At 34.2% G+C, this 26718-nt stretch carries 23 protein-coding genes and 5 pseudogenes; 8 read left to right on the forward strand and 20 right to left on the reverse strand.

Annotated features, from left to right (window positions below; genetic code table 11):
* Positions 1–90 precede the first annotated feature (90 nt).
* From HMPREF3265_RS07700 to HMPREF3265_RS12930, 8 genes and pseudogenes are all read right to left on the reverse strand, one after another.
* Positions 91–522, reverse strand: a pseudogene (locus HMPREF3265_RS07700) (mannose-6-phosphate isomerase, class I); the annotation flags it as partial.
* Between the two features lie 45 nt (positions 523–567).
* Positions 568–669 (reverse strand): annotated as a pseudogene (locus HMPREF3265_RS13140) (hypothetical protein); the annotation flags it as partial.
* Complete coding sequence (locus HMPREF3265_RS07705) at positions 647–958, reverse strand: helix-turn-helix domain-containing protein (protein WP_070861252.1); 312 nt, start codon at positions 956–958, stop codon at positions 647–649. The gene HMPREF3265_RS07705 and the pseudogene HMPREF3265_RS13140, both read right to left, overlap by 23 nt.
* 224 nt (positions 959–1182) lie before the next feature.
* On the reverse strand, positions 1183–1521 hold the full coding sequence (locus HMPREF3265_RS07710) for a nucleotide pyrophosphohydrolase (protein WP_037550799.1): 339 nt from the start codon (positions 1519–1521) through the stop codon (positions 1183–1185).
* On the reverse strand, positions 1514–3244 hold the full coding sequence (locus tag HMPREF3265_RS07715; protein WP_070861255.1) for a DUF2075 domain-containing protein: 1731 nt from the start codon (positions 3242–3244) through the stop codon (positions 1514–1516). Before HMPREF3265_RS07715 ends, HMPREF3265_RS07710 begins: the two co-directional genes overlap by 8 nt.
* 228 nt (positions 3245–3472) lie before the next feature.
* Entirely contained in the window at positions 3473–4078 is a 606-nt protein-coding gene (locus HMPREF3265_RS07720; protein ID WP_070440457.1) for a stage II sporulation protein M, read from the reverse strand.
* A gap of 239 nt (positions 4079–4317) precedes the next feature.
* Positions 4318–5430, reverse strand: coding sequence for a CDP-glycerol glycerophosphotransferase family protein (locus tag HMPREF3265_RS07725; protein ID WP_371106710.1), 1113 nt, complete (start codon positions 5428–5430; stop codon positions 4318–4320).
* Complete coding sequence (locus HMPREF3265_RS12930) at positions 5412–5612, reverse strand: hypothetical protein (RefSeq protein ID WP_070440454.1); 201 nt, start codon at positions 5610–5612, stop codon at positions 5412–5414. The genes HMPREF3265_RS07725 and HMPREF3265_RS12930 overlap by 19 nt, the downstream gene beginning before the upstream one ends.
* Positions 5613–5859: 247 nt before the next feature.
* On the opposite strand from HMPREF3265_RS12930, the gene HMPREF3265_RS07735 reads away from it, so the two are divergent.
* On the forward strand, positions 5860–6048 hold the full coding sequence (locus tag HMPREF3265_RS07735) for a hypothetical protein (RefSeq protein WP_070440452.1): 189 nt from the start codon (positions 5860–5862) through the stop codon (positions 6046–6048).
* 232 nt (positions 6049–6280) lie between these two features.
* Here HMPREF3265_RS07735 and rarD read toward each other — a convergent pair whose 3' ends face one another.
* Together rarD and HMPREF3265_RS07745 are read right to left on the reverse strand one after the other, a co-directional pair.
* Complete coding sequence (gene rarD, locus HMPREF3265_RS07740) at positions 6281–7186, reverse strand: EamA family transporter RarD (protein WP_070440450.1); 906 nt, start codon at positions 7184–7186, stop codon at positions 6281–6283.
* 249 nt (positions 7187–7435) lie between these two features.
* A pseudogene (locus HMPREF3265_RS07745) lies at positions 7436–7651 on the reverse strand (zinc ribbon domain-containing protein).
* A 324-nt stretch (positions 7652–7975) separates the two neighbouring features.
* On the opposite strand from HMPREF3265_RS07745, the gene HMPREF3265_RS07750 reads away from it, so the two are divergent.
* The 4 genes from HMPREF3265_RS07750 to HMPREF3265_RS07765 all read left to right on the forward strand — a co-directional run bounded on the left by HMPREF3265_RS07750 (position 7976) and on the right by HMPREF3265_RS07765 (position 13193).
* Positions 7976–9535: a PTS mannitol transporter subunit IIBC gene (locus HMPREF3265_RS07750; protein ID WP_070861257.1), complete on the forward strand. Its 1560-nt coding sequence runs from the start codon at positions 7976–7978 to the stop codon at positions 9533–9535.
* A 72-nt stretch (positions 9536–9607) separates the two neighbouring features.
* Positions 9608–11644 (forward strand): BglG family transcription antiterminator, encoded by a 2037-nt coding sequence (locus tag HMPREF3265_RS07755; RefSeq protein ID WP_070861259.1) that lies wholly within the window; start codon positions 9608–9610, stop codon positions 11642–11644.
* A gap of 11 nt (positions 11645–11655) precedes the next feature.
* Complete coding sequence (locus HMPREF3265_RS07760; protein WP_053024388.1) at positions 11656–12090, forward strand: PTS mannitol transporter subunit IIA; 435 nt, start codon at positions 11656–11658, stop codon at positions 12088–12090.
* Positions 12090–13193: a mannitol-1-phosphate 5-dehydrogenase gene (locus tag HMPREF3265_RS07765; protein ID WP_070861260.1), complete on the forward strand. Its 1104-nt coding sequence runs from the start codon at positions 12090–12092 to the stop codon at positions 13191–13193. The genes HMPREF3265_RS07760 and HMPREF3265_RS07765 overlap by 1 nt, the downstream gene beginning before the upstream one ends.
* A 533-nt stretch (positions 13194–13726) precedes the next feature.
* Here the strand turns inward: HMPREF3265_RS07765 and lpdA (HMPREF3265_RS07770) are convergent.
* The 8 genes from lpdA (HMPREF3265_RS07770) to HMPREF3265_RS07805 form a co-directional block, all read right to left on the reverse strand.
* The gene (lpdA, locus tag HMPREF3265_RS07770) at positions 13727–15088 is read right to left on the reverse strand and encodes a dihydrolipoyl dehydrogenase (RefSeq protein WP_070440442.1); all 1362 of its coding nucleotides are present in this window, start codon (positions 15086–15088) and stop codon (positions 13727–13729) included.
* A 280-nt stretch (positions 15089–15368) separates the two neighbouring features.
* Complete coding sequence (locus HMPREF3265_RS07775; RefSeq protein WP_070861262.1) at positions 15369–16667, reverse strand: dihydrolipoamide acetyltransferase family protein; 1299 nt, start codon at positions 16665–16667, stop codon at positions 15369–15371.
* Between the two features lie 18 nt (positions 16668–16685).
* Positions 16686–17726 carry an alpha-ketoacid dehydrogenase subunit beta gene (locus HMPREF3265_RS07780; RefSeq protein ID WP_070861264.1) on the reverse strand — a complete coding sequence of 347 codons (1041 nt, stop codon included), beginning with the start codon at positions 17724–17726 and terminating at the stop codon, positions 16686–16688.
* A 15-nt stretch (positions 17727–17741) separates the two neighbouring features.
* Positions 17742–18689, reverse strand: coding sequence for a thiamine pyrophosphate-dependent dehydrogenase E1 component subunit alpha (locus tag HMPREF3265_RS07785; RefSeq protein ID WP_037550828.1), 948 nt, complete (start codon positions 18687–18689; stop codon positions 17742–17744).
* Positions 18690–18727: 38 nt separating this feature from the next.
* Positions 18728–20080: a dihydrolipoyl dehydrogenase gene (lpdA, locus tag HMPREF3265_RS07790; protein ID WP_070440433.1), complete on the reverse strand. Its 1353-nt coding sequence runs from the start codon at positions 20078–20080 to the stop codon at positions 18728–18730.
* A gap of 274 nt (positions 20081–20354) precedes the next feature.
* Complete coding sequence (locus HMPREF3265_RS07795; protein ID WP_053036170.1) at positions 20355–20762, reverse strand: carboxymuconolactone decarboxylase family protein; 408 nt, start codon at positions 20760–20762, stop codon at positions 20355–20357.
* A gap of 14 nt (positions 20763–20776) precedes the next feature.
* Positions 20777–21973 (reverse strand): 3M3SH-releasing C-S lyase, encoded by a 1197-nt coding sequence (locus HMPREF3265_RS07800; protein ID WP_070861266.1) that lies wholly within the window; start codon positions 21971–21973, stop codon positions 20777–20779.
* Positions 21974–22126: 153 nt separating this feature from the next.
* Positions 22127–22639 (reverse strand): HdeD family acid-resistance protein, encoded by a 513-nt coding sequence (locus HMPREF3265_RS07805; protein WP_070861269.1) that lies wholly within the window; start codon positions 22637–22639, stop codon positions 22127–22129.
* Between the two features lie 185 nt (positions 22640–22824).
* Here HMPREF3265_RS07805 and HMPREF3265_RS07810 point away from each other — a divergent pair, with 185 nt between their 5' ends.
* The gene (locus tag HMPREF3265_RS07810) at positions 22825–23511 is read left to right on the forward strand and encodes a type 1 glutamine amidotransferase domain-containing protein (protein ID WP_011274547.1); all 687 of its coding nucleotides are present in this window, start codon (positions 22825–22827) and stop codon (positions 23509–23511) included.
* 105 nt (positions 23512–23616) lie between these two features.
* Here HMPREF3265_RS07810 and HMPREF3265_RS07815 read toward each other — a convergent pair.
* Positions 23617–23925 (reverse strand): annotated as a pseudogene (locus HMPREF3265_RS07815) (NAD(P)/FAD-dependent oxidoreductase); the annotation flags it as partial.
* 2 nt (positions 23926–23927) lie between these two features.
* Between HMPREF3265_RS07815 and HMPREF3265_RS12265 the strand changes: the two are divergent.
* Positions 23928–24350, forward strand: a pseudogene (locus tag HMPREF3265_RS12265) (FAD-binding protein); the annotation flags it as partial.
* Between the two features lie 148 nt (positions 24351–24498).
* Positions 24499–24897 (forward strand): hypothetical protein, encoded by a 399-nt coding sequence (locus HMPREF3265_RS07820; protein WP_037550836.1) that lies wholly within the window; start codon positions 24499–24501, stop codon positions 24895–24897.
* 52 nt (positions 24898–24949) lie between these two features.
* Here the strand turns inward: HMPREF3265_RS07820 and HMPREF3265_RS07825 are convergent, their stop codons facing one another.
* Positions 24950–26653 (reverse strand): ABC-ATPase domain-containing protein, encoded by a 1704-nt coding sequence (locus HMPREF3265_RS07825; protein WP_037550838.1) that lies wholly within the window; start codon positions 26651–26653, stop codon positions 24950–24952.
* Between the last annotated feature and the right edge of the window lie 65 nt (positions 26654–26718).

Here is a 26718-nt window from a genome sequence, read left to right on the forward strand (position 1 = left end):
CATCTTACAAGAGGAATATTTATGGATTATTTGGAGTGAGTAAAGAAATGGTAAAGTGCAAATAATCACACTCACAACAATTTAATACAATTATTCTACACTAGAATAACTCACTATAATACTTAACTCACCTTCAAATTTAATTTCATTATCTTCAGTTGTCAAAATAAAATGTTTACCTTTTTCTATTTCAAAATTTTCACCATCAATATTAATTTTACCATTACCTTCTATTACTGTTATTAAGCAATAGTCATGTGGTTTCTCATAATCTAAAACACCTTGTATATCCCATTTTTCCACAGTAAAGAATTCATTAGATACAAATTGAGTAAATTTCTGACCGTTTCTATGTTTCTCAATAGGTTCTGTGTTAGGGTCTTGATTCGAAATATCAATAACATCTTTACTTTGTTCTAAATGTAGGTCACGCGTATTTCCATCTTTATCTTTTCTATCATAATCATAAATTCTATACGTAGAATCCAAGGACTGTTGTGTCTCTAGAATCATGATACCTGACTCTTCAGAAAGACTTTCAATAACTTCAAATAAAATATTAAAAATAAAAGGATAAAGCTTTTTAATATTGCTTGCTAATGGGTTATTTAAATACACTTTTTTAACGATTCTTAAATATGTTCTGCTAAAAGGTAAACTCTTTATCATTCATTAGAAGTTTGTAAGCTAAATTAATCATAGCCTTACTATCTGTTTCTATAATAGGATTTAGCATAGCCTGAATATATTTAATATCGTATTCTTGAGTGTTTAATACATATCTCTTAGATTTAGCACTCTTAATTATTGTATTTTCAAATTTGTCATTCAAAATTTTTATATCGTTTCTAACTGTTCTATTGGACACATTTAGATACTCAGCAATTTTATTAGCGCTTAAATAGGTATAAGGATTGCTTAAAAATAATTTGATTAACTTCTTATGTCTTTCAATCATCCTCACACCTCCTTAACATTCTCCTTGTGCTTGATTATTTTAATATAATTTTATATTCCAGATTTGATAATAACAATATACTTAAACTTCAGTGTTCATTATATAAATTATTCAATTGTGTAATGAGCTTCTAATCATACGTAATAAAATCCCCTTGTAAGATAAAAGTTTATCGACTTTTATCTTACAAGGGGATTAATTTCAATATTGATTATTAACTCTTTTTATAACTCATCGTATTTACTATTGTTATTTTTACTTTTTTCAACAGGATATTTCTCAGCATTTTTTACTAGTTTTTTTCGAATAATGTCATTAATATCAAAATCTAAGTTATCTGCTAACATATAACTATAAATCAATACATCTGCTAATTCTTCAGCTAGTCTTCCTTGTTTATTTTCTACTACTTCTTCTGGTGTTTTCCATTGAAATAATTCTAATAATTCAGCAGCTTCTAAACTGATAGATAAAGATAAATCCTTTTCATTATGAAATTGTCTCCAATTACGTTCATCTCTAAATTGATTTATTTCTTTTAATACTTCATGTATTTCATTCATCATTCTCACCTCGTGAAGCTTTTTTAAGTGCCTCTCTCAATTGGTCGTCTACAGCATAAATATATAGTCCATTTACCCCTCGAGTTAATAGAACGTTTAATTCATTTCTCAAAAGCATATTTGAATAATATTCTTTCGAACCGTCTTGCAATGTTCTTCTTTGAGTTACTTTCTTATTAGCACTGCAAGATTTGTCAAATACAATTTGTCCATCCCTATATTTAACTGAAGGACCAATAATAACTCCTGCATAATTCAAATCCAATCCTTGAATAGAGAAAGTTGAACCTATTTCATCTATTGTCTGTTCCTGCTCAACCCAAGGTAAATCTTTAACTTTTCTTTTAGGTTTTATTTGATAGTTCCAAGGCATTGACCAATTATCAACTTTTACTCTCCAATAATCTTCATCTTTAGGCGGTTTACTATTATATTTCCAATCAAATGTAGCAAGCATTCTTGATATACCACTATCTGTATTTTGAGCTTTATTTTTTATCGCAACTTCTAACTCATTAGGTGAATCAAATACTTTAATTTCATAGCCTTTACTGTCTTTTGGAAGTTTGTTTATAGTTTGATTATCAATTAAATTTCTTATCCAATTGAAAGTAGTTTCATCACTATTGATACGCATTTGATTTCTTAATATAACTCGATTATTTATATTTTCCGATTGATTATAGTATTTTTCTAACTGTTCTTCTTCCCATATTTGTCCGGTTGTTAATACTTGCTTTAAATCTAATACAATAACTACGACTTTAGCTCTTTGTAATAAATCATCTAAATGATTTTTTCCTTGATAACTCTGCTGTCCTTGCGTTAGTAGCAAATGTGCTTCATCAACTATTACTACATCTACTTTATTCTCTGGATCATGGCTATTGATAAAGCTAGTTGGTTTTCGTACTATTTTATTAGATTTACTAGAAATCCCTAGTTTTTTAGCTATTTGATCATAAATAGTTACATGTTCATTGTGATTTACTAAAAGATTTATATCTAAATTCTGATTTAAATCTAAGTTATACTTACCTAGTTCGTATAATAATGTACTCATTAGTACAGTTTTACCTGACCCTGCTTCACCTTCAACAATTATCAATTGACTCTCTTCATTTGATAAAATTGCTGCTTTAATTTTATTTAATATCTCCTCTTTTGCATTTATTTGTTCTTGAGTTAATTTGTGAAATGGAGAAGCTTTAAATATAGCAGAATCTTTTATTATACTTTCAATTGGGAATAAAGCCCCATTCTTTTTATGTAGTGATTGCCAAATATTTGAGAAAATTTCATCTAATTTTTCAGAAGTATAATATTCATTTTGTTGATTAGTCCTACTGTTATGCACCATTGAAATATTATCTACACTGAGCAAATATTGCATGAGTCTATTTTCAATATCTAGCGTTAATGACTTATTAAATAATTCATGACCAATGACATACATTGAAGAATTATCTGATTCTGAAAATTCTTCCCAAAATGCTTTGACTTTTGTATCCGCATTAAGATGCTGTCTTGTCCTACTTTTAATATCTCCAGTCTCACCAACATAAACTTCAAAATCATTTTTCTCTTTTTTATCATTTATTATGTAAACCGTTGGATATCTTAGTAAAAACTTTCCATCTTTAGATGTTTCCCATTTTTGCACTGATTCATTTAGTTTGTCTATTGAATATTTTATATTTTCAATTTTTAATAATTGTCCCATCTCATCACCTATATAGCATATCGTCTGATAATCCCATTTTATCAATTTTCGGACTAATTTTATCAAGTTTTCACCAAATTTTATATATACAAACCGAAATTCAAAAGAAAAAGAGATTTCTACACTAAGTAAAAATCTCAACTACTATTCAATTATGTTTAATGAACTTAACATTATATTTTAAATGATACTGAAAGCGTGAGCTTCATTTGGCTTTATGTATGAGGATCAACTCATAAGATTAAATAAATAGTTTGATACATAGGTTTCTAGAAATGCTGCAATAATGATTAATGGTAATGCGATCAATACATAGGATTTGATTACATTGATTAAGTTAACTTTTATCGCGTAGTTTTCTTTTTTACTTTTCCTAAAGAGATTGGTAAACCGACGTGTGATGGCTTTGTTTAGCATATACAACGCACTTGTTAAAATACAAAAGCCCATGATTTCAAATGTATAATGTGGGATAAATGCTATACTCCCTATCAACCCTTTATGTAAATCAAAGCTCAGAAGAAAGCCTAATAGAATTCCGGGCATAATAATGGTAACCACTAGATTAATCAAATAAAGATAAGGTATAGGTAGTAAGGCTAAGATAAACATTTGTAGTGGAACTCGGAAACCATTATTAACGATATACTTCCAAACTTTTTCAAGTCCTTTAGTGTTGCCAATTTTTTCACTCGCATTTCCCATATTTTTCAAGTCATTGAAAGATGGATGAACAAAATAACAGAATATCGTAGTAATGATTAAACAAATGGTAGCAACTACAAAGATTTTCACGGCACGTTTAATAATTTCCAAATCGAATGATTTTAGCATAAGCAACCTCTCTTTTATCTCTTATACTAACAAACATAACATGAGCCTGGGACATAAATAATAGGATGATGCTATTTTGCAAATTCGCAGTAGCTGACTAAACTGAAAAGGTGCTTAAATCAAGCTTTTTCCAGTTTTAGTCATCCTTGCGGGGGGTGGGACGACGAATTTAAAAAGAATTCTGTCCCACTCCCCCTATAACTATTTCTAGCAAAGGAGTCAAAATATATTTAGCAGTCTTATTTAAAGAATTTTTCTACTATCGTTTTAGACGTTATGCCCTTTTCAAAGGTACAGAAACGATTGTAAAAGGCTTTATATTTCTCTCTATATTCTTCTTGTATGTCATCAATATTTTTTATTGCTTCGATTAAGCCATCATTTGTTTTAATTTGTGGACCTGGTGCTTCTTTTTCAAAATTAAAATAAAAGCCACTTAATCTGTTCTTATAAAATTCTAAATCATAGGTGAAGAATAATAATGGTTTCTTTGTATTTGCAAAATCAAACATGACTGACGAATAGTCTGTGATGCATATATCTGTAATTAAGTATAGATCACTGATTTCATGATATTTGGTACCATCGACGACAAAATCATTTAGTGATTCACTTAAATTTAACGCGTTACTAATAATAATATGTGGGCGTAAAATGAGAATATATTCATCCCCAATACTTTCCTTCAATCTTTGTAAGTCAAGTTTTAGATTGATGATGTGTTTTTTGGCTTTATTAATTTCATCATCTCTAAATGTCGGTGTGTATAAAATGATTTTTTTATTACTTTCAATACCTAGTTGAGCTTTATATGATTTTTCACCAATTACCCACACTTTTTGATTTTCCTTTTTTAAGAAGTTGGGACATTTTGATCTTTTTAACTCATCCACATATGTTAAGTAACTATCGATGTCATACGTATTAATTCTAAAAGATAAATTACGACCTTTCATCGTGAAATAAGGTGTAAGTGACACTATATTACCGTTAAACTCAGTAATAATTTCACTTTTTAATAGCTTTTCCGCCATTATTCTAGGATTTCCGATTTTTATTCTTAAATTCTGCGATGATTCTAGTACTTTAATACTTAAGTAAATATCTATAATATCCTCATTTTTGTATTCATACTTCATGAATTCTATCAAATCTTTATAGATTTCTACCGAAAAATTATAAGTAGATGCATTTTTCGTCTTTCCAATTTCTTCATGATTGATATTTACGAATGTTTCTCTATCAGTCAGCCTCGTTTTTATTAATAGTTGCACAGTTTCTAATGTGAAATTCAGTATCGCAAACTGACCTTTTATACACGCTGCAGTGTTGTTTATTTTAATATTATCAATATGTCTTCTTGAAAAATATGTTTTTTTAAATCAACCTCATCCAATGATAAATGTAAATCCTCATTAGTGTCTTCCACATCTATTGAATTAAATTCGTTTTTTATGTAGAGCTTTTCAATCTTATTAATAGGATTCTCAAAATAGATATGTAGTATTGATCCATCATGTTTAATAGTTTGCAATTAAACCCCTTCTTTCAGCTAAAATCAAATTCCCATAATATTACAGTGATTTTTTATTATTTTTTTAATTATTTATAAATATATCTACTTTCGAACGGTAATATGCGTTACAATATAAATACAATAATTAATAGTAACTAAAATATATATAAGTCTTTATTTATTATATTGTAATACATGTAATTACTTTTAATGTTTTTATAAATATAATTTTTTATATTTACTACAATTTAAAGGGGTTAGTAAAGTGAAAAAGTTAATTTTAATTTTCAACAGTGTCTTATGTTTAATGTTTTTAATTAAATATAGACAACTTAAGAAAGATCACCATTTTTACTTAACAAACATTGAATTTGAAGATGATAAATTGAATGAAATGAGCATGTATAAAGATAAAGATGGAAATATTTATCCAATAGAAGAGGCAATTGAATGAATCAAACAGTTTAATTAATCTCACTTATACATAACTAAGTTTTGAAATTATTAACTTTTATTCCAATAAAAAAGAGAGTTGAACAGAATTCATATTGAATTCGTTGTTCAACCCCCGCAAGGATGACTAGAACTGAGAAAAGTTTAATTTAAGTGACTTCTCAGTCCATTCAGCTACTGCGAATTTGTAAAATAGCACCATTATATTTTTTATTCCCAAGCCTTATTGTAAATTATTCAGGTCTAGGGTTACGTTTCATTTTCACGTATTGAGAAATACTGTATAATACGATACCGAACCAAATGAGCGCAAATGTAACCAATTGTTGCGCATCAAAATGTTCTTTAAAGGCGAAGATACCTAAGAAGAACATGATTGTTGGACCAACGTATTGAATGAATCCTGTTAGAGATAACGGAATACGTTTGGCACCCGCTGAGAATAAGATTAATGGAATGGCAGTTACTGCACCTGAGAACATTAACCAGAATGTGTCCATATTCAAACCTACTGATGATGTTCCAGTATTCCATAAATAAATCATATATATTAATCCGGCTGGCGCTGTAACGATACATTCAATTGCAATACTGCTAATGGCTTCAATTTTAACAATCTTCTTCAACAAGCCATAAATACCGAATGAGAATGCTAACATTAATGAGATGACTGGGAATTCTCCAACGCGAATCGTCATATACAGAACTCCGATTGTCGCAAAGATGATTGCTAGCGTTTCAAATTTATTGAATCTCTCTTTTAGGAAAATGAACGCCAATAATATACTTACTAATGGGTTAATATAATAACCTAAACTAGATTGTAGTACGTGTCCATTTGACACAGCCCAGATGAACGTTCCCCAGTTGATTGTGATCACATAACCAGCAATAATAATGACGATTAGCTCAATTGGATGTGAGAATAAATGTTTTAAATCACGTTTGAACGTTTGTGATTTCTTTAAAACTACGATCATTAGTATCATAAAGATCATAGATAATACAATGCGGTAAGCTAAGATTTCAAATGCACTAACGCCACCAATTAATTTCCAATAAATTGGCAAGATACCCCATAATACATAAGCACCTAACGCATATAGAATCCCTTTTTTAAATTCAGTATCGGAATTCATCCTAACCCTCCTTACGGTATAACCCTGGAAATATGTTTTAATTAATAAAACTATGGTACCAATAGTTAAGAAAGTTAGGTATATAAACTGCTCAAATTATTCAAATTCTTAGTAATTTAGGTTGAATTTATTTGATTTTAGACATCCGAACCTCTAACATCACACAACCCGAAGTCTACCTTTTCGCCAAACAAAAAAAGAATCAGCCCCTAGAAAGTCGCTGATTCTGACATAAATATTGATATTCAATTATCCACCAAAGAATAAATCGACAATATCACTCGTTCTATTATTATTTGTTTTATAAAAGTCAGTACAACCACAATTTTTACAAGTTATTGTTTTAAAGTTGTTATGCTACACATCAAACATCTTAGATAGTCCAGATCCTGTTGCTGATAATGTTCCTTCTTCCACTTCCGTATGTCGACATTTCACACATCCGTTTCCTGTGTTTCCAGTCATAAACAACATTCCTTATATTGTTTCTTACTTGTCATATAACCTGTTTCCTATCATTTAATCTTTAAATAAGTAATAACTTATTGCGCATTTAAAATATAATTAATGACATTTTTTCATTGCCATATTCAAACATTTTCAATGGAATTTCTCACATAATTATCATAAGTAGAAGTTTCTTACATTGGGCTTAAATATAGTTGTGAAACTCTCACCATGACCTTGTCACAATTACTGTGACAAAGTCGCATTTTCTTTGTGTTGTATACGCTTTCCTGTGCCATTACAATTGAATTATCAAATCAGAATAAAAAAAGAGGTGTAGTTATGGCTCAAACAGAGACACAAGAGAAAAAAGGTCTCGGCCGTAAAGTTCAAGCGTTTGGTTCATTCCTTAGTAGTATGATTATGCCAAACATCGGTGCGTTTATCGCATGGGGCTTTATTGCTGCGATTTTCATTGATAATGGTTGGTTCCCTAACAAAGAATTATCTCAATTAGCAGGGCCAATGATCACATACTTAATTCCATTACTTATCGCATTTAGTGGTGGTCGTTTAATTCACGACTTACGTGGCGGTATCGTTGCAGCAACAGCAACTATGGGTGTTATTGTTGCATTACCAGAAACACCAATGTTACTTGGTGCAATGATTATGGGACCACTTGTTGGTTGGTTAATGAAGAAAATTGACCAATTCTTACAACCTAGAACACCACAAGGCTTTGAAATGTTATTCAATAACTTCTCAGCAGGTATTCTAGCATTCATTATGACAATCCTTGGCTTCAAATTATTGGCGCCAATTATGCAATTCATCATGCACATCTTATCTGTAGCAGTTGAATTCTTAGTACACTTACACTTATTACCAATCGTAAGTATCATCGTAGAACCAGCTAAAATTTTATTCCTTAACAACGCGATTAACCACGGGGTATTCACACCTCTTGGTACTGACCAAGCTGCAAGTGCAGGTCAATCAATTTTATTCGCAATCGAATCAAACCCTGGACCAGGTATCGGTATCTTATTAGCGTACATGATCTTCGGTAAAGGCACAGCGAAAGCAACTTCATATGGTGCAGGTATCATCCACTTCTTCGGTGGTATTCATGAAATTTACTTCCCATATGTATTAATGCGTCCATTATTATTCATCGCTGTTATTTTAGGTGGTATGACTGGCGTAGCAACTTACCAAGCAACTGGTTTCGGATTCAAGAGTCCAGCTTCACCAGGTTCATTCATCGTGTATTGTTTAAATGCACCTAAAGGTGAATTCTTACACATGGTATTAGGCGTATTCTTAGCAGCACTTGTTTCATTCGTAGTTGCAGCATTAATTATGAAATTTACTAAAGAACCTAAACAAGATTTAGAAGCAGCAACAGCTAAAATGGAATCTACTAAAGGTAAAAAATCTAGCGTGTCTTCTAAATTAACTGGTGCGACAACTGGTACTGGCGCAGCTGGCGTAGCTGCTAACAAAGCTGATGATGAAGATAAAAAAGAAGCTTCATCAGAGGATGAAGAAGAAGACTTACTTGATAACTACAACACTGAAGACGTAGACGCTCACGACTATAGCAACGTAGACCATGTTATTTTCGCATGTGATGCGGGTATGGGTTCTAGTGCAATGGGTGCAAGTATGTTACGTAATAAATTCAAAAAAGCAGGCATTTCAGACGTTAATGTTACAAATACTGCTATTAACCAATTACCAAATAATGCACAACTTGTTATTACACAAAAAACATTAACAGACCGTGCAATCAAACAAGTTCCAAACGCAATTCATATCTCAGTGGATAACTTCTTAAATTCTCCACGTTATGAAGAGTTATTAAACAACTTGAAGAAAGATCAAGACAAAGCATAATTAAATAGTTTGGGAGTCGAACATATTATTTCTATCACTTATGTTAAGACTCCTTTCAAGGGGGGACACACCATGTTAATGAGTACACGTGAAAAGGAAATCATTGAACTGCTAATTAAGTATTACGGTCAATACGTTACGATTTATGAAATTGCTCAACAACTTGGCGTGTCCTCTCGTACTATTCATCGTGAATTAAAAGGGATTGAAACCTACCTCCAAGGCTTCAATATGACACTTGAACGGGCAAATAAAAAAGGGATTAAGTTATCTTGTGATTATGACCAGATCCGACTGTTAAAACAAGAAATGGCGCAACACGATACCATTGACTTGTCTGTTGAAGAACAAAAGGCAATTATTCTATATGCGCTCATTCAATCAAAACATGCTGTTAAGCAATACAGCTTGGCTCAAGAAATTGGCGTATCTGTTCAGTCATTAACCAAATTGCTTGATGACCTAGAGAATGATCTCGCTAACTATCAACTTATCCTTTATCGCAAGCGTGGTGAAGGGGTATATCTTGATGGCCCCGAATCAAAGAAACGTGAGTTCTTAAGTCAATTGATGGTCAACAACTTGAATAGTACAAGTGTTTACTCTGTTATCGAGAACCACTTCGTCTATCAATCGATTAATCAATCACAACAAGCTTTAGTCGACCTTGATAGCATATTTAAGATTGAACGTATTTTAATGGATTACCTAGGTCAATTACCTTATACCTTAACAGAATCGAGTTATCTGACCTTAACCGTCCATATCGTGTTAAGTATTGCACGTATTCAAAATGGTGAATATGTATCGATTAATGAAGATATTCATAATTCTGTAAAAGACACATTTGAACATCAAATTGCCACAGAAATTGCGAAACGTATAGAGACACTATACGACATCGACTTTAACCAAGCGGAAGTCACTTTTATAACAATTCATTTACGTGGTGCAAACCGTCGAACAACCTCCAAGATGTTTGAGAATAATGAATTTGACGACCGTAAAATACAAGCATTTGTAAATCGTGTAGAGCGCTTATCAGGCCAATCATTCGAAGACTATGCAACGCTTGTTCATGGATTATCATTGCACATTAATCCAGCGATTAATCGTTTGGAAGCAAACATTGAAACGTACAATCCACTCACCGAGATGATTAAGTACAAGTATCCTCGTCTCTTCGATATTGTACACAAGGCCATCGATCAGACATGGCCAGAGTTAGTCTTCCCGGATAGTGAGATTGCCTTCATCGTTTTGCATTTTGGTGGCTCCTTGAAAAGTCAGTCCACCCAACTACTACATGTTTTAGTTGTCTGCAGTAGTGGTATTGGAACAAGTCGATTGTTGGCAACACGATTACAACAATCTTTTAATGAAATAGAGAAGATTACACAAGCGTCCGTCAGTGATTTGAAAATGTTAAATCTAGAGGATTACGATGGCATTATTTCAACGGTTAAATTGGATATCACAACGCCATTTATTACCGTCAATCCATTGCTACCAGAATCCGATGTAGCGTATGTAGCATCATTCTTAAAGACAACCGAGCATATAGCGAAACAACATGAAGAGAACGAAATGAAGCATTCGATTCAAGACCCTGATCAAGTGGTCATGAACATCGAACACGGCTTATCACTGTTGAACTCTATGCAATTTGAATACAAAGATGTAACTATTTGGAATCATTATTTAGCTGACTATCTTGAGGAACATGGCGTCATTGCGCCGAATAGTCAGACGTCATTCGCTGAGCTGTTGCAAGATAAATTAAATCAGAATCCTGGTTGGATATTGCAACCCTATCCCGTTGCGATTCCACATATGAAGAATGATTTAATATTACGCCCCCTCATTTTAATCACGATATTAAATGAAAGTTTGGGCATGCAAAGTACTCAAAATGACCTTTTCAAAATTAAATATATGGTTAGCCTATTCATCCCAAATAATGATGAAATGGCACAACTTGTTGGGGAATTATCTGCTGAATTAGGACATCATCTCGAGCAAATTGATGACTTCATGCAAGACCCTGACGCTATGAAACACATATTGAGAGATAGCTTTTTAAAACGAATTCACAACCAATTAACTTAGGAGTGTATAAAATGACTGAATTATTTAGTAATGACAATATCTTTTTAAACGTATCTGTAGGAAGCCAAGACGAAGCAATTGAAAAAGCTGGTCGTGCTTTAGTAGATAACGGTTCTGTAAACGAAGCGTATATCCAAGCAATGAAAGAACGTGAACAACTTGTTTCAACATTCATGGGTAATGGTTTAGCAATTCCTCACGGTACTGACGAAGCTAAAGATGATGTATTAGCATCAGGTTTAACATTACTACAAATTCCTGAAGGCGTAGATTGGAACGGCGAAACAGTTAAAGTTGTTGTTGGCATCGCTGGTAAAGATGGCGAACATTTAGACTTGTTATCTAAAATCGCAATTACATTCAGTGAAGAAGAAAATGTTGATCGTATCGTCAACGCTAAATCTGCTGAAGAAATTAAACAAGTCTTCGAGGAGGCTGACGCATAATGAAAGCTGTACACTTCGGAGCTGGAAATATTGGCCGTGGATTCATCGGCTATATTCTTTCAGATAACAACATTGATGTAACATTTGCAGACGTTAATGAGGAAATTATTAATGCATTAGATAATGAAGGCGCGTATAACGTTATTCTTGCTAATGAAGAAAAAACAACAACACGCGTTACTGGCGTTAGTGCGATTAACAGTGGTCAACCTTCAGATGAATTGAAACAAGCAATTCTTGAAGCTGACATTATTACAACTGCAGTTGGTGTGAACATCCTTCCTATCATTGCGAAATCATTTGCACCAGTCTTAAAAGAGAAGGAAAATCACGTTAATATCGTAGCGTGTGAAAATGCGATTATGGCGACTGATACGCTTAAAGAAGCAATCTTAGACATCACTGGTCCATTAGGTGATAACATTCACTTCGCGAACTCTGCAGTTGACCGTATTGTCCCACTTCAAAAGAATGACAATATCTTAGACGTTATGGTTGAACCTTTCTTTGAATGGGTTGTTGAAAAAGACGCTTGGTACGGTGAAGAGTTAGAACATATTAAATATGTTGATGATTTAACACCTTACATCGAACGTAAATTATTAACAGTTAACACTGGTCATGCTTTATTAGCATATGCTGGTCGCTTCTATGGTAGAGATACTGTATTAGATGCTGTTAAAGATGAAGCTATCGTTGCAGATTTACGTCAAGTATTAGGTGAAACAAGCGAGTACATCGTTGATAACTTCAGTTTCACTAAAGAAGAACAAGCGGCTTATGTTGAGAAGATTATTGGTCGTTTCGAGAATCCATACCTTTCTGACGAAGTAACACGTGTAGGTCGTGGAACAATTCGTAAAATCGGTCCTAAAGATCGTATTATCAAACCTTTATCTTATTTATATGAAAATAATTTACGTCGCAAAGGCTTATTAAAAGCAGCAGCGTTATTATTAAAATATGATGATATGAACGATAAAGAAACAGTTGAAATGCGTGAATACATTGATGCACACGGTGTAAAAGCATTCTTACAAGAATATGCGAAAATCAATGACCGTTTAGCAAATGAAATTGTAGCTGTTTATGAAGAATTGTAATTCATTACTTTAACAATTTAATTACCTTAACAGGTAAATTAAGTTACTTAAATGTTTGATAGTAATTTAATGTGTGCAGTTTACACAATACTGCGTATTGTTGCTACTCGCTTGCTCTAGGTATAGCCTGAGACAAGTTGTTTATAATTGAAAAGAGTTAAATCACTTTATAAGCCTTTTTCAAAGTCTTGTAGGTTGTGATTTAACTCTTTTTTTATTTAGATTTTGTCTCAGTGCTAATGCTATTCCTAGTAGCGTCTCGCAGCCAATACTTAGTATTTTTAGCAAATGAGGTTTATACCTTTATTAATATATTTATTTTAATGGTTTAATCGCTACGCTAATTAATAAGTTACATAAATAACACATTAAAACCCCCAGCAACTTTGACGAGCCTGGGGGATTTTTCATGCTAATAATGCTAGTTACGTATATATAATTCGTTTTGTATAATTTATAATCAAATCGCTAATGTGTTAAAAAGTATAGATTACCAATGTATTTTACTAAGAAAAGATAATAATCGATCTTCCTTAATGATATATCGCTTTTGCAAAAGATACATCTGCACTTTCACCAATCACTTCCGATAGTGAAGGATGTGGTTGTATAATTCGAGAAATATCATTTAATGTACCGCCCGAAACCTTAATTCCCAAGATTTCACTAATTAAATCTGTCGCATGAGGTCCAACGATAAATCCACCTAAAATTTTACCATCCTGCTTATTCGCTACTATTTTAACCATTCCTTGTGTTTCACCTTTTAAGATTGCTTTAGGATTCTTCTGAAAAGGCGCAGTCGTCACTTCAACCTCATAACCCGCTTCTTGTGCTTGTGATTCTGATAAACCTACTGACGCAGATTCCAATCTTGTATAAATACATCTTGGTATATCCTCTTGATTTATCGGTTCTGGTTGTTTGCCTGCAATATATTCTGCCACATATTTACCATGTGCACTTGCAGTATGTGCTAACTGATAGCCCGGCACTAAATCACCAATCGCATAGACGTGCTCGTAACTAGTTTCATAATGTTCATTAACTTGTAAACATTTGCCATTTTGTTCTAAATTAAGCGCCTTAGCAACTTGAACATTAGGTTGTCTCCCTGTCGCAAAGAGTAATGTTTCATATGGTATTTCTTTAGGGCCATCTTTTCCATCAATTTCCAAAGTCTTGGCATTTACTTTCTTAGTTTCTGAATTGGTGATGATGTTAACACCTTGTTGTTTCAAATAGGTTGATAGATGGTCGCGTATTTCTTTAATTTCACTAGATAGGATGCTATCGCCCTTTTCCAAAATCGTAACATCTACGTCTAAATCAGCCATTGATGAGGCTATTTCCGAGGCAATAACGCCGCCGCCAATAATCACAAGTTGTTTCGGCAGCTGTTCCATATCGAAAAATGTATCAGCTGTTTCAAAGTGCACTTGGTCTAGCCCTTCGATTGGTGGTACGAATGGCTTTGTTCCTGTCGCTAAGATAATATCTTTCGCGGTATAAATAGTTTGATCGACTTGAACTTTTAATCCTTCTAATACTTCTGCTTCCCCTTCAATAAAATCAACGTTGTGTTGTCTTAATGCGTCTCGAACATCATCAGTCACTGTCTTAACCACTTGATCTTTACGTTGTACGAGACTAGTTACATCAATGTCTATGTGATTCGTTTTAATTCCCCAATTGTTTGCAGAATGAATATCTCTCACTTTAGCACCATATTCTAAAAATATCTTCGACGGTATACAACCTACATTGAGACATACACCACCAACGTGCTGTTTCTCAACAATCGCTACATCTTTGCCTAGTTGCGCTGCTCGAATTGCTGCAACATAACCTCCAGGTCCTGCTCCAATAACGATTAAATCATACGATTTAGACATCATTTGTACCCCTTTCACCTTTGAAGTTGTTTTCGTCCCTTAATACCCTTAGTTATGAACATAACCACTCGTCTAATATGTAAGCGCTTTTATATCCTTTCAATTTTATATTAGAGTTATATTTTTATAATTTCAAATAAACGTAAGTGACAGAATTTTTACTTTTTCAATAAAGGGCTTTGTGTTGCGCGAAAGGATTGGAAGTGTGGTTCGAGACATGAAAAGACCCCCAGCATTGTTTGTGTACTGAGGATCTTAATCAAATTAAATATATTTGTTATTAAAGAATTAAGAGATATGGATTTTCAATATATTTAGCTAATACTTTTAAGAAATCGGCAGCGCTCGCACCATCAAGAATTTGATGATCAAACGTTAAACTTAATGGAATACGTGATACTTGTTTAACACTATCTCCTTCAAGTACAACTTCTTTAGAAAGTGCACCTACACCTAGGATTCCTGTTTCACCCAGGTTAAGAATTGGTGTGAAATATTCGATGCCACTAGTACCCATGTTAGTAATTGTAAAAGTAGCACCTGCCAGTTTAACATCATTTGTATTACCATCACGTACCGCTTCTGCTGAAGATTTAATCTCTTTAGCTAAAGCACCAATACTTTTAGTGTCTGCATTATTTATAACTGGTACCATTAACCCTTCGTCGAGTGACGTTGCTACACCTAAATGAACATTATCATATTCTGTAAGTTGACCATTTTCATATCTAGCATTCATTGCACCATAATCTTTAAGTGCTAAGACAATGGCTTTAGCTAGCAATGCTGTGACAGTCAATTTAGTATCTTGATTTGCATTTTCAAGTTCAGCTGATAGTTTGTTTTTGAAATCTAACAAACGGTCAGCATCCACTTTACGATGTAACGTAAGTTGTGCTGTTTCGGCCAAGCTTTGACGCATATTCTGTGCTATACGCTTACGCATTGGATTTAGTCCTTCACCGACATTAGCACTGTTAAATTTAGTGTTCTTATCCTCTTTAGATTGCATATCCTCATTTTTTGCTTCAATATCATATCCTTGCTCTGCTACACGTTGAATATCTAATTTTGTTATACGATTATTACCGCCTGTACCTTGAATTCTAGTGATATCAAAGTTTTTATCCTCTGCCATCTTGCGTGCAAGTGGTGATATAAAGATACGTTTACCATTTTGGGGTTCAACATTATTAGACTTATTTGTATCTTCATCATGATTACTATCATCTTCATTATCAGAAGTTGTATCGTTGGTTTGTTGCTCTTCATCGTCTGATTGTGAGTTATTGGATTCTTCATTATCAGATTCAGTCGTACTAATTGATTCAGTACTTTCTCCTTCATCACCTATAATACCAAGTACAGATTTAACTTCAGTTTCTTCTCCGGGTTGAACTTTAATTTCGAGTAATATACCACTAGCTGGCGCTTCAACGTCTTGAGTCAATTTCTCAGAACTAATCGTACATACACTTTCACCTTGTTCAACCACATCTCCCTCTGCTTTAAACCACTCTTCGACTGTTCCTTCTTTCATTGTCATACCGAGTTTTGGCATAATAATATTTTCGCTCATCGTTCAACACCTCCTTGCCTATGAATTAACTTTTTTCAAGTCTTCAATTAGTTCAGATGCGACATCTAATACTTTATCTACATGTGGTATATAGGCTTGTTCAAGGTTTGCTGCGAATGGAACTGGTGTATCCGGTGCAGTGACTTTCTTGATTGGTCCATCTAAATAATCAAAACCAATATCACCAATAACAGATGCAACATCTCCCGCTACATTACATTGTGGATTTGATTCATCAATCACAATTAAACGACCTGTCTTCTTCACTGATTCTAGAACTGTTTCTTTATCCCATGGTGACACAGAACGTAAATCAATAACTTCAACTGAAACGTTATCTTCTTCTAATTTGTCTGCTGTTTGTTCAGCTACTGCCACCATTTTACCGATTGCAACAATTGTTAAATCATCACCTTCACGCGTCACTTTCGCTTTTCCAATTTCTATTGTGTAAGGTTCTTCAGGCACATCACCTTTTTGTCCTAATAATGTTTTATCTTCTGAAAAGACTACTAAGTTATCATCTTGTACTGCTGCCATTAATAAACCTTTAGCATCATAAGGATTAGAAGGAACGACTACTTTTACACCAGGTATTGTTGCAAACATGTTATACAATGATTGAGAATGTTGTGCCGCTGCGCCTGCACCAGCGCCATGAACTGTACGTACAACTAATGGAATTTTAGCTTTACCACCAAACATGTAACGCATTTTTGCACCTTGGTTCAAAATAGGATCTAAACCGAATCCAATAAAGTCATTGAACATTAATTCTGCAATAGGACGCATACCGGTAGCTGCTGCACCTACAGCAGAGCTGAGTGTAATATGCTCTGCGATTGGTGTGTCAATAACACGATCTCGACTATATTTTTTCGCAAGCCCTTTAGTTACACCAAAAACGCCACCAAATGTATCGTCATCTTTAATATGTTCTACACCTGCACCACCTGAAACGTCCGTACCAATGAGAATAACATTATCATCTTGTTCCATTGATTGATCGATTGCTTCGTTAATTGCACCCATAAATGTTAACTTGCGTTCTTCACTCATAGTTATGACCTCCTTTTAGGCAAATACATCTTCGTGTAATGAATCTACATCTGGTAATTCACTTTCCTCTGCATATTTCACTGCATCTTCTACTGCTTGTTCAGCTGCTCGTTCAATTTCATTTAATTCTTCTTCTGTTAACCAACCTTCTTCAAGTGCTTGACGTTTAAAGTCTTCTGTTGCGTTTTTGTCCGCATTACGATCATTTGGTGATTTAACTTTTTGTTCGTCCCCTTCAAAATGACCATATTTACGATACGTGTCACACTCAATTAGCGTAGGGCCTTCACCATTTTTTGCTCGTTCTACAGCTTCTTGCGCTGCTTTATAAACTTCAACGACATCCATGCCATCCACTCTGACACCTGGCATGTTATAAGCTGAAGCACGCTCTGCAATTGTTTCTGAAGCACTGGCATAATCATGTGTTGTACCTTCACCGAATTGGTTGTTTTCACAAACAAAAATAACTGGAAGGTTTAAGATTGAGGCAAAGTTAAGGCCCTCATGGAAATTACCTTCATTGGCTGCACCATCACCAAAGAAACATACAGCAACATTCTTTTTACCTTGATTTCGAATAGAAATACCTGCACCAGTAGCAAGTCCGAAGCCACCACTTACGATACCATTGGCACCGAGCATTCCTTTATCTATTTCTGCAACATGCATGGAACCACCTTTACCATGACCAAGTCCATCACGTTTACCCATTATCTCCGCCATCATGCCATTAAGGTCACATCCTTTGGCAATTGCATGTCCGTGTCCTCGGTGTGTACTTGTAATATAGTCGTCGTCTTCAAGTTGTGACATTACACCAGTTGCTACAGCTTCTTCGCCTACGTATAAGTGAACAAAACCAGGAATCTTACCATCACTAAAGATTTTATGCACCTTTTCTTCAAAATATCGAATTTCATTCATCGTTTTATAAATCCAACGTGCTTGTTCTTTTTCCATCGTTAGTTCCTCCTATCATTCATTGATTTGTTCTGTTATCACATATGAATGGCTTTTCCAAAGTATGCATCCGCGCTCTCGCCAATTGCTTCGGATAGAGAAGGATGTGGTTGAATGATGTTAGATAACTCATTCATTGTACCTTCTGAAACTTTGACACCTAATACTTCACTGATTAAATCTGTAGCATGTGGACCAACAATAAAAGCACCTAAGACCTCTCCATATGCTTTATCAGTTACAATTTTGATAAAGCCTTGTACTTCTCCTTTTACGAGCGCCTTTGCATTTCCTTGAAAAGAAGATTGTGTAACAGATACGTCATAACCCGCTTCTTTAGCTTGAGACTCAGATAAACCAACTGATGCTGCTTCAAGACGAGTATAAATACAACGTGTAATATTGTTTGGAGATACTGGCGGTGGTTTTAATCCAGCCAAAGTTTCAACAACATGTAATCCATGTGAACTCGCTGAATGTGCAAGTTGATAACCCTTAACAAGGTCTCCAATAGCATATACATGATTAATTGTTGTTTGATAGTGTTCATCGACTTGTACAAATTTACCATCCATATCGATATCTAGATCTTCAGCTACCTTGATGTTCGGTTGTCGACCAGTTGCCACTAATAAAGTATCAAATGACACATCTTCATGATTATCCAAAATCACTTTAGAGGTTGTTACTTTAGATATCTTTGCGCCTGTTAAAATTCTTATACTTTGATTCTTCAAATGGTCCTTTAACAGTTCACGTACTTCTTCAATCTCGGTGAGAAGAATATCTTCATTAACTTCAATCATCGTAACCTCGACTCCTAAATCAGCCATTGAAGATGCTAACTCAGTAGCTATAACACCGCCACCAATAATTGCGAGTTGTTTAGGCAACGTTTCTATATCAAAAAATGTGTCTGTCGTTTCATACTTTATGTCATTTAATCCTTCAATAGGTGGAATAAAAGGTTTACTACCAGTTGCTAGAATAATATCTTTCGCTTGATATGATTGATTACCAACTTTAACTTCTAAATCTTTCGTTACAGTAGCTTCACCTTTAATGAAATTAACTTTGTTTTTCTTTAATAATTGCTTCACACCACCTGTGAGCGTGCTAACAATGTGTTGTTTCCGTTGTACTAATTTAGAGAAGTTTACTTTCATCCCTTGTGTCTCAATTCCCCAATCATTGGCCTTACGTATATCATGTGCTTTCGTTCCATGTTCGAGTAGTGTTTTAGAAGGTATGCAACCTACGTTTAAACAAGTCCCCCCTGCGTTTGTTTTCTCTACAATTGCAACCTTTTGACCTAATTGTGCAGCGCGAATAGCAGCAACATATCCACCAGGTCCTGCACCAATCACAATCAAATCATATGAGTCCGTCATCACTATCACCCACTTCCGTAAGATCGTATCGTTGTGCATCCCAAAATATTCTGTAAAAACATAGAAATGAGATATAGCATATTCTTAATGTAAACGTTTTCTCATTTCTTTAATTACATTCTATACTCATGATTCTAAATTTTCAAATAATTGTAAAATTAAATTTTTATATACTTATTTCTATTATTTCATATAAGTTTTATAAGATTTGGAAGATTATCTTGCTACTCACTCAAATAAAAAACCCTCTAACCACGTTGGCTAGAGGGTTGTATTACGGTTGCAATTTCATTATTGCACCAAAGTTTTGTTGTGCGTTTGTGAATGTAATAAATGCAATGAGTTCAACAATTTCTTCTGTTGTTAAACTGTCTTTAAGTACTTTTATAATATTGTCCGGAATTTGGTCACCCATCTTAATAAAAACTTCTGTGAATCCTATGCAAACGGACGATTTTTCATCTTTAAGACTGCCGGTAGGTTGACCTTTAGCTTTACAGTACTGACAACCGTTCTTTTGCGCTAACATTCTTCTTAACTCTTCTTTTAATTCTTTGCTAAGTGCGCTGTCACTTTCTAACACATCACTTAGTTGTGTCCATAATTGCATTAATTCTTCTTGATGACCTAATAATTTTTGAAAGGGTGTATTACCATTGTTCGAAGACTCTATAATCGACATTTGTTATCTCCTTTTTAAACTAATGCGTCTTTAATCTTTTGCAGTCCTTTTATCATGATTTCACGTGGAACAGCGATGTTTATTCTGATATGTCCTTCTGCGTTATGAACGAATTGTTCTTGTCCTTCAATGATAACGCCGGCGTGTTTGATGAAATATTTAGCGATTGGTTCATCTATGTGTTTTGCTTTAATGTAATAGCTTAGATCAACCCATGCGAGGTAGGTTGCTTCTGGAATTTTAAATTCTGCATGTGGCAGTTCTTGTTCTAAAAATTGTGCTAGGTATTTAAAGTTATCGTCTAGATAATCATTCATAGCAGCTAACCAGTCTTCGCCCTTTTCATAAGCTGCCTGTGTCGCAACGATACTTAATGGATTCTCAGAACTAAAGTGATGTAACTTCCATGTCTTTAATAATCTTCTATTCGGAATAATGATGTTTGAGAACATTAAGCCTGCTATATTAAATGCCTTACTTTGCGACATTGCGGTAACAATCTTATCGTAATCTGGCACTGCTTTAGCAAAAGGTACATGTGTTTGACCGTCACGTTTAATGTCGCAGTGAATTTCATCTGAGATGATCCATACGTCATTATCGACCATAATTTGTCCCAATTGCTTTAATTCCACTTCTGACCATACACGACCTGTTGGATTATGCGGATTAGCAAAAATACATAATTTAATATTTTCTGTTTCTACTTTTTGACGAACATCTTCAAAGTCGATTTCATAGTATCCATTATGATTTATCATCGGAGAATATACCGTCTTAATATTATTTTTATCACAAGCCATTTTAAAAGGACCGTAGCTCGGTGTTAAAATCAACGCTTTATCGTCATTGTCACAAATATAGCTTACAAGTTCAATTAACCCTGCAACAATCCCATGAGAAAATACAAGGTGATCTTGTGGAAATGTATAACCAAATCGTCGTTCTGTCCATGACACAAAAGCCTCATAATAATCTGTGCCAAATATGTTGGTATAGCCTAGAATCTTTTTATCGAGTCTATCCCTTATCGCATCTAACACAACTTCAGGTGTTGCGAAATCCATATCAGCTACCCACATGCGAATCAGTTCATTATGTTCTTCTAAATCTGAAGTATCTGCGTCTCCAAATAAATAGCCTTTATAACCTTCTACATTCATCGCATTTGTAGAACGACGGTCTATGATCTCATCAAAATTGTACGTCACATGAATGCCTCCTAGAATCATTGTTTAATAAGTCTTATTGTAATACTTCCCATTTATGAATTCACTTTTTAAGATTTCCACTTCTAAATATAAAAAGTGGGAGAAAGACAAAGAATTCATATAAAATTCTGTCTCTCTCCCTATTCTAAAAATTTACGCAAGTCCATCAATAACGTAAGTCACACCTAAAATTGCAAATGTGATGGCTATCATCGTTGATACTAGAATCATCCCCATCATAGGGTTAAAAAGTAAAATAATTCCTAATAGTAAGCCTAAAACGTTAACAATGATAGATAGTCCCTTCAAACGGTTTTGTTTTGAAATGGTCATTAGTCCAATAACTGAACTTACAATAAACCATGCGGCAAACATAAATATGAAGAAGGTTGAACTTGCCCCAACGTTAAATATCACAAGTAGTCCAAATATAAAATCAATAATTCCTATGACAACAATTAATCCTGAACCGCTACCGGCAATCGCTCTCGCAGCACGACGGAATAATAGTTGAATCACACCATTAATAAGAATTAATAAGCCAATAAGCCAAGTAAGTGTGTAGAAATTTTTAACAGGATAACTGAAAATAATAACTGCAACAATTAATAGTAACGTTCCCATAATTAAGCTTGACCATTTTAATTTTCCATTGTCTTGTACCATTCAAAATCCTCCTCTCATTAAAAAATAGCCATTATATCAAGTATATTGAAGTTGCGTTGGACTAACAACGAATACATCTTACATCGTTTTACATGAAACATATTATATTTAATTCACGACTCTTCAGTTTCTTACTTTTCCAAAAAGGGTAGACTAAACGTAGTATAAAATTAGGAGGCGTATCAATGAATACAAAAAGAGCATTAGTTGTAGTAACAAGTGTAACGAAATATCCTGATATGAATCGTCCAACTGGATTATGGTTTGGTGAGGTTGTTCATTTCGCGGATGTCTTATATAAAAATGGTTATAAAGTACATTATATTAGTCCAGAAGGTGGCTATACTGCCATTGACCCTCAAAGTTTACAAGAAGATATGATGACAGATTTAGACTGGGAATATTATCAGAATAAAGACTTTATGACACGTCTTGGTCATACAGTTACACCTGACGCAGTTAAAGCTGAAAATTATGACGTCATTTATTTCGCTGGTGGTCATGGTACAATTTGGGACTTCAAAGATAATGAAGATTTACAAAAGCTAACTCAAGAAATTTATGAAAATAACGATGTTGTTGCTTCAGTTTGCCATGGTGCAATTGGCTTATTAAATGTAAAAGATGCTGAAGGTAAACATATTATCGATGGCAAAACGGTTACTGGCTTCTCAAATAGTGAAGAACAAGCAGTGGGCTTAGCCGACGTTGTTCCTTACCTTACTGAAGATGAACTTAAAAATCGTGGTGCAAACTATGAACAAGGTGATAACTGGACTGAGTTTGCAGTCGCTGATGGTCGCATTATTACTGGTCAAAATCCACAATCTGGTAAAGCCGTAGCAGAAAAATTCTTAGAATCACAAAAGTAAATTCTTAGACTGCCCGCATAGTAAAATTTACAAAGATGCCTACATGATTTGGAACAATAACGCTTTGATTCCAATATGTAGGCATCTTTATTTATCTATATTAAATTACAACATATTCACTTTTAACAAATCAATGACACCGCTAGAGGCACTAGGGAAAGCAAAGATTAATTTATTTAAATCTTGTGCTGTTATGCGTTGATTAATAATAAATACGAGTAAATTTACTAAATCAGCTGCATCGACGCCATATATATCTGCGCCAACAAGTCGTTTCTCTTCATCTAAAACGACATACATTTCTGCATCCGTTTCATTTTTATATTCAATTACCATTTGTTTACCAAAAGGAATATGTTTAACTGTGTAACGTTCATTTTGCTCAGCTTCTTGAACACTAACACCAATTTGAGAAAAATGACTTACTTGACTATGAAACAATCAAACATGAAATTAAAGCTCGCGACTTACAAATTGATAATCCATTCACTAAAGATCCACAAGTCGCATTTATCAATAATGCATATCAATTCTTAGGTGATAAACTCGTTCGTACTGCTAAACCTCATAAAATATTAAGTGGAAAAAACGGACGTTTAATTGCCATAAAATTAAATATCATTAGTCGTAAAACGCTCAGCGGTATTCAAACAAATCTCGATGACCAAGCACTTAATCCAAGCATGCAACCGATTCAAGTACTATACGCTGCTGGGGAAGCATCTAGTTTTGGTGGTGGCGGTGTTCACGGATATCGTTCATTAGAAGGTACTTTCCTAGGGATTTGTATCTTTAGTGGTATTCGTGCAACTGAAGGCATCCACCATCATATACAGTAAATTTCATAAATATACACTTCTAAAAAAAGTATTTTCAAAATGTATATCCCACCACTTTTTATGCATTTTGTTGTAAAATTATATCACATATTATTTTTTTAATTAATAGTTATCAATTTCACAATTTTTTGCAAAAGAAGGTGATGGTATGCCTCGCGATAGCTTGAAATCTTTGAAAAATAAAACTGTAACCGTAATAGGTCGAATTGAACATATTACTATAACACCTAAAGTAAAAATTCCAAACAAGCCTATTTTCTCAAAAATTTTATTATTAGATGTTAATATTGGCGGTCAGTATTTCGATCACGTTTGGGTTTATGCATCAAAGAGATACTTTCATAACCAAGAACCCTTTTTACAACAAGTTGTAAAGTTTAAGTCTAAAGTAACGCCTTATGTTAAACATGGCCAACGTGGCTACGTCGAAGATTATGGTATTGATTATGTCAAAAGCCTAAACATACTGCCTAATACATCAATGGAAGAATATGACGAAAGATATTATGTTGATGATCTTACTGTAGACTTTTTCTTAACGAATTAAAAGCACATTGCAAAGCTTGATTAACTATCAAGTGCAATGTGCTTTTGTTATTTTATTTTACTTTTAAACCACGATAACGGTTCAATGTTCCGATAAATTCTTGCTTACGAGGAAGCGCTAAATTACCAGGATGTCCATCAAAGTTAGATATCGCTTCGATGCCTTCTTCGTCAATTAAGTCGTACATTTGATTCGTTGCATCAATAAGACTCTTATGATTATCTATAAGGTGATGTCTAAAGTAATTCATCATAACGGTCAACGCATTGGTTTGACTGTCATCCACTAATTGTTCTAAACCAGATATATCTATTGCATCTTTGCCGTACATCACTGTGTGTAGCCCTTTGGCTTTCATTCGATCATCTTTCCCTTTTTTAGAGAATGAAGCATCTAAAGGGACACGAGATGGAATCGCACCAAATTGCGTATTTGCCTGTAGGTCACGTTGGTATCCATCTGATTGAGCAATCTCTTTCGCCTCAGTAGTTACATCTTTCAAATGATACTCATCCATCATCAAGACTTGATCGGCCACGTCAAAATAATCACCAGACCCACCAACAATTAGAATAGTTGAAACTTGATGCGCTTCAAAAAGTGGTCTCACTTTATTAGAAAATGGTGTTATTGGTTCTTTATCAGGCGCAATTAACTTCTGCATACGTCCATCACGAACCATAAAGTTCGTCGCCGATGTATCTTCATCAATAAGTAGCGTTGACGATTGTGTTTCTAATGCTTCCATGACATTAGCTGCTTGTGACGTGCTCCCACTCGCATTGTCAGTCGAAAAGTGCGTTGTATCTTTCTTGCCAGGTAAGTTATCTATAAATGGACTGATGTTAACATTTTGAATTCCACGTCCATCTTCAGCTCGTATCTTCATAGCGTCATGACGCGTAATAACAAACTCACGGCCATCATTTGGAATATGGTCATAGACACTACGTTCAAGCGCTTCTAATAGGGTCGATTTACCGTGATAACCACCGCCAACAATCAACGTTATGCCTTCAGGAATAGACATCCCTGTGACTGCCCGACCACTTGGTAAGTTGAATGTTGTTTCGAAAGCTTGCGGGCTCGTAAATTGAATAGCACCTTTCATTGGCTCATCGGATACACCGCTTTTTCGTGGTAAAATGGCGTTATTTTCGACAAAAGCGACTAAGTGTTGTTGTTCAAGTTGATTCCTAATATACGTTTGGTCTAATTTTAATGTTACTTGATGTTGAAGTGCTTGTTGATCAATATTTTGATACATGATAGCTTGATTTACTATCTTTGGTAAGCCATTTATAAGTGTATGGGCCGCAACTTTTCCAAGAATCTTACGTCCTGTTGCTGGCATACCAACTTCAATGCGCACTTCAATTTCTTTATCATTAATTACGACTGATGTACGTTCTAACATTTCTTGACCACAATGATCGATGAAAATTTTACCGTTTTTACCTGAACCTTTAACAGTACGATTAAATGCCGAAGTTTGATGGCCAAATGCTCTAGTTAAGAAATCTGATACTGCAATACGTTTGTCTTTCTCATCTAATAATTCACTTGGAATTTTGGCGACATCACGTTGAATGATAAGACGCATTTTTGAAGGTGGCGCATAAGGATCCACCTGTACATGATCGATTGCTAAGTGAAATTGATCAAAGGCATATATGCCTTTCATTCGTTTATACGCTCCATATTTTTGTCCATCTAACGATTTTAATGTCTTTTCGAGATCTATTGAGCGCTTCATCATTATTCCTCCGTTCAGTAAGTGTCTATTCACAGTTTACCCAACCTAACCGGCACGCATAACTT

The sequence above is a fragment of the Staphylococcus sp. HMSC62B09 genome (assembly GCF_001839115.1).
GTDB classification, from domain to species: Bacteria; Bacillota; Bacilli; order Staphylococcales; family Staphylococcaceae; genus Staphylococcus; species Staphylococcus haemolyticus.

Coding starts and splice junctions, on each gene's coding strand:
- HMPREF3265_RS07795 (WP_053036170.1), bottom strand. CDS start 20,762: ATGTCGATTATAGAGTCTTCGAACAATGGTAATACACCCTTTCAAAAA.
- HMPREF3265_RS07750 (WP_070861257.1), top strand. CDS start 7,976: ATGGCTCAAACAGAGACACAAGAGAAAAAAGGTCTCGGCCGTAAAGTT.
- HMPREF3265_RS07755 (WP_070861259.1), top strand. CDS start 9,608: ATGTTAATGAGTACACGTGAAAAGGAAATCATTGAACTGCTAATTAAG.
- HMPREF3265_RS07805 (WP_070861269.1), bottom strand. CDS start 22,639: ATGGTACAAGACAATGGAAAATTAAAATGGTCAAGCTTAATTATGGGA.
- HMPREF3265_RS07775 (WP_070861262.1), bottom strand. CDS start 16,667: ATGAGCGAAAATATTATTATGCCAAAACTCGGTATGACAATGAAAGAA.
- HMPREF3265_RS07760 (WP_053024388.1), top strand. CDS start 11,656: ATGACTGAATTATTTAGTAATGACAATATCTTTTTAAACGTATCTGTA.
- HMPREF3265_RS07780 (WP_070861264.1), bottom strand. CDS start 17,726: ATGAGTGAAGAACGCAAGTTAACATTTATGGGTGCAATTAACGAAGCA.
- rarD (WP_070440450.1), bottom strand. CDS start 7,186: ATGAATTCCGATACTGAATTTAAAAAAGGGATTCTATATGCGTTAGGT.
- HMPREF3265_RS07810 (WP_011274547.1), top strand. CDS start 22,825: ATGAATACAAAAAGAGCATTAGTTGTAGTAACAAGTGTAACGAAATAT.
- HMPREF3265_RS07705 (WP_070861252.1), bottom strand. CDS start 958: ATGATTGAAAGACATAAGAAGTTAATCAAATTATTTTTAAGCAATCCT.
- HMPREF3265_RS07820 (WP_037550836.1), top strand. CDS start 24,499: ATGCCTCGCGATAGCTTGAAATCTTTGAAAAATAAAACTGTAACCGTA.
- lpdA (WP_070440442.1), bottom strand. CDS start 15,088: ATGTCTAAATCGTATGATTTAATCGTTATTGGAGCAGGACCTGGAGGT.
- HMPREF3265_RS07710 (WP_037550799.1), bottom strand. CDS start 1,521: ATGAATGAAATACATGAAGTATTAAAAGAAATAAATCAATTTAGAGAT.
- HMPREF3265_RS07765 (WP_070861260.1), top strand. CDS start 12,090: ATGAAAGCTGTACACTTCGGAGCTGGAAATATTGGCCGTGGATTCATC.
- HMPREF3265_RS07785 (WP_037550828.1), bottom strand. CDS start 18,689: ATGGAAAAAGAACAAGCACGTTGGATTTATAAAACGATGAATGAAATT.
- HMPREF3265_RS07825 (WP_037550838.1), bottom strand. CDS start 26,653: ATGAAGCGCTCAATAGATCTCGAAAAGACATTAAAATCGTTAGATGGA.
- HMPREF3265_RS07715 (WP_070861255.1), bottom strand. CDS start 3,244: ATGGGACAATTATTAAAAATTGAAAATATAAAATATTCAATAGACAAA.
- HMPREF3265_RS07720 (WP_070440457.1), bottom strand. CDS start 4,078: ATGCTAAAATCATTCGATTTGGAAATTATTAAACGTGCCGTGAAAATC.
- lpdA (WP_070440433.1), bottom strand. CDS start 20,080: ATGACGGACTCATATGATTTGATTGTGATTGGTGCAGGACCTGGTGGA.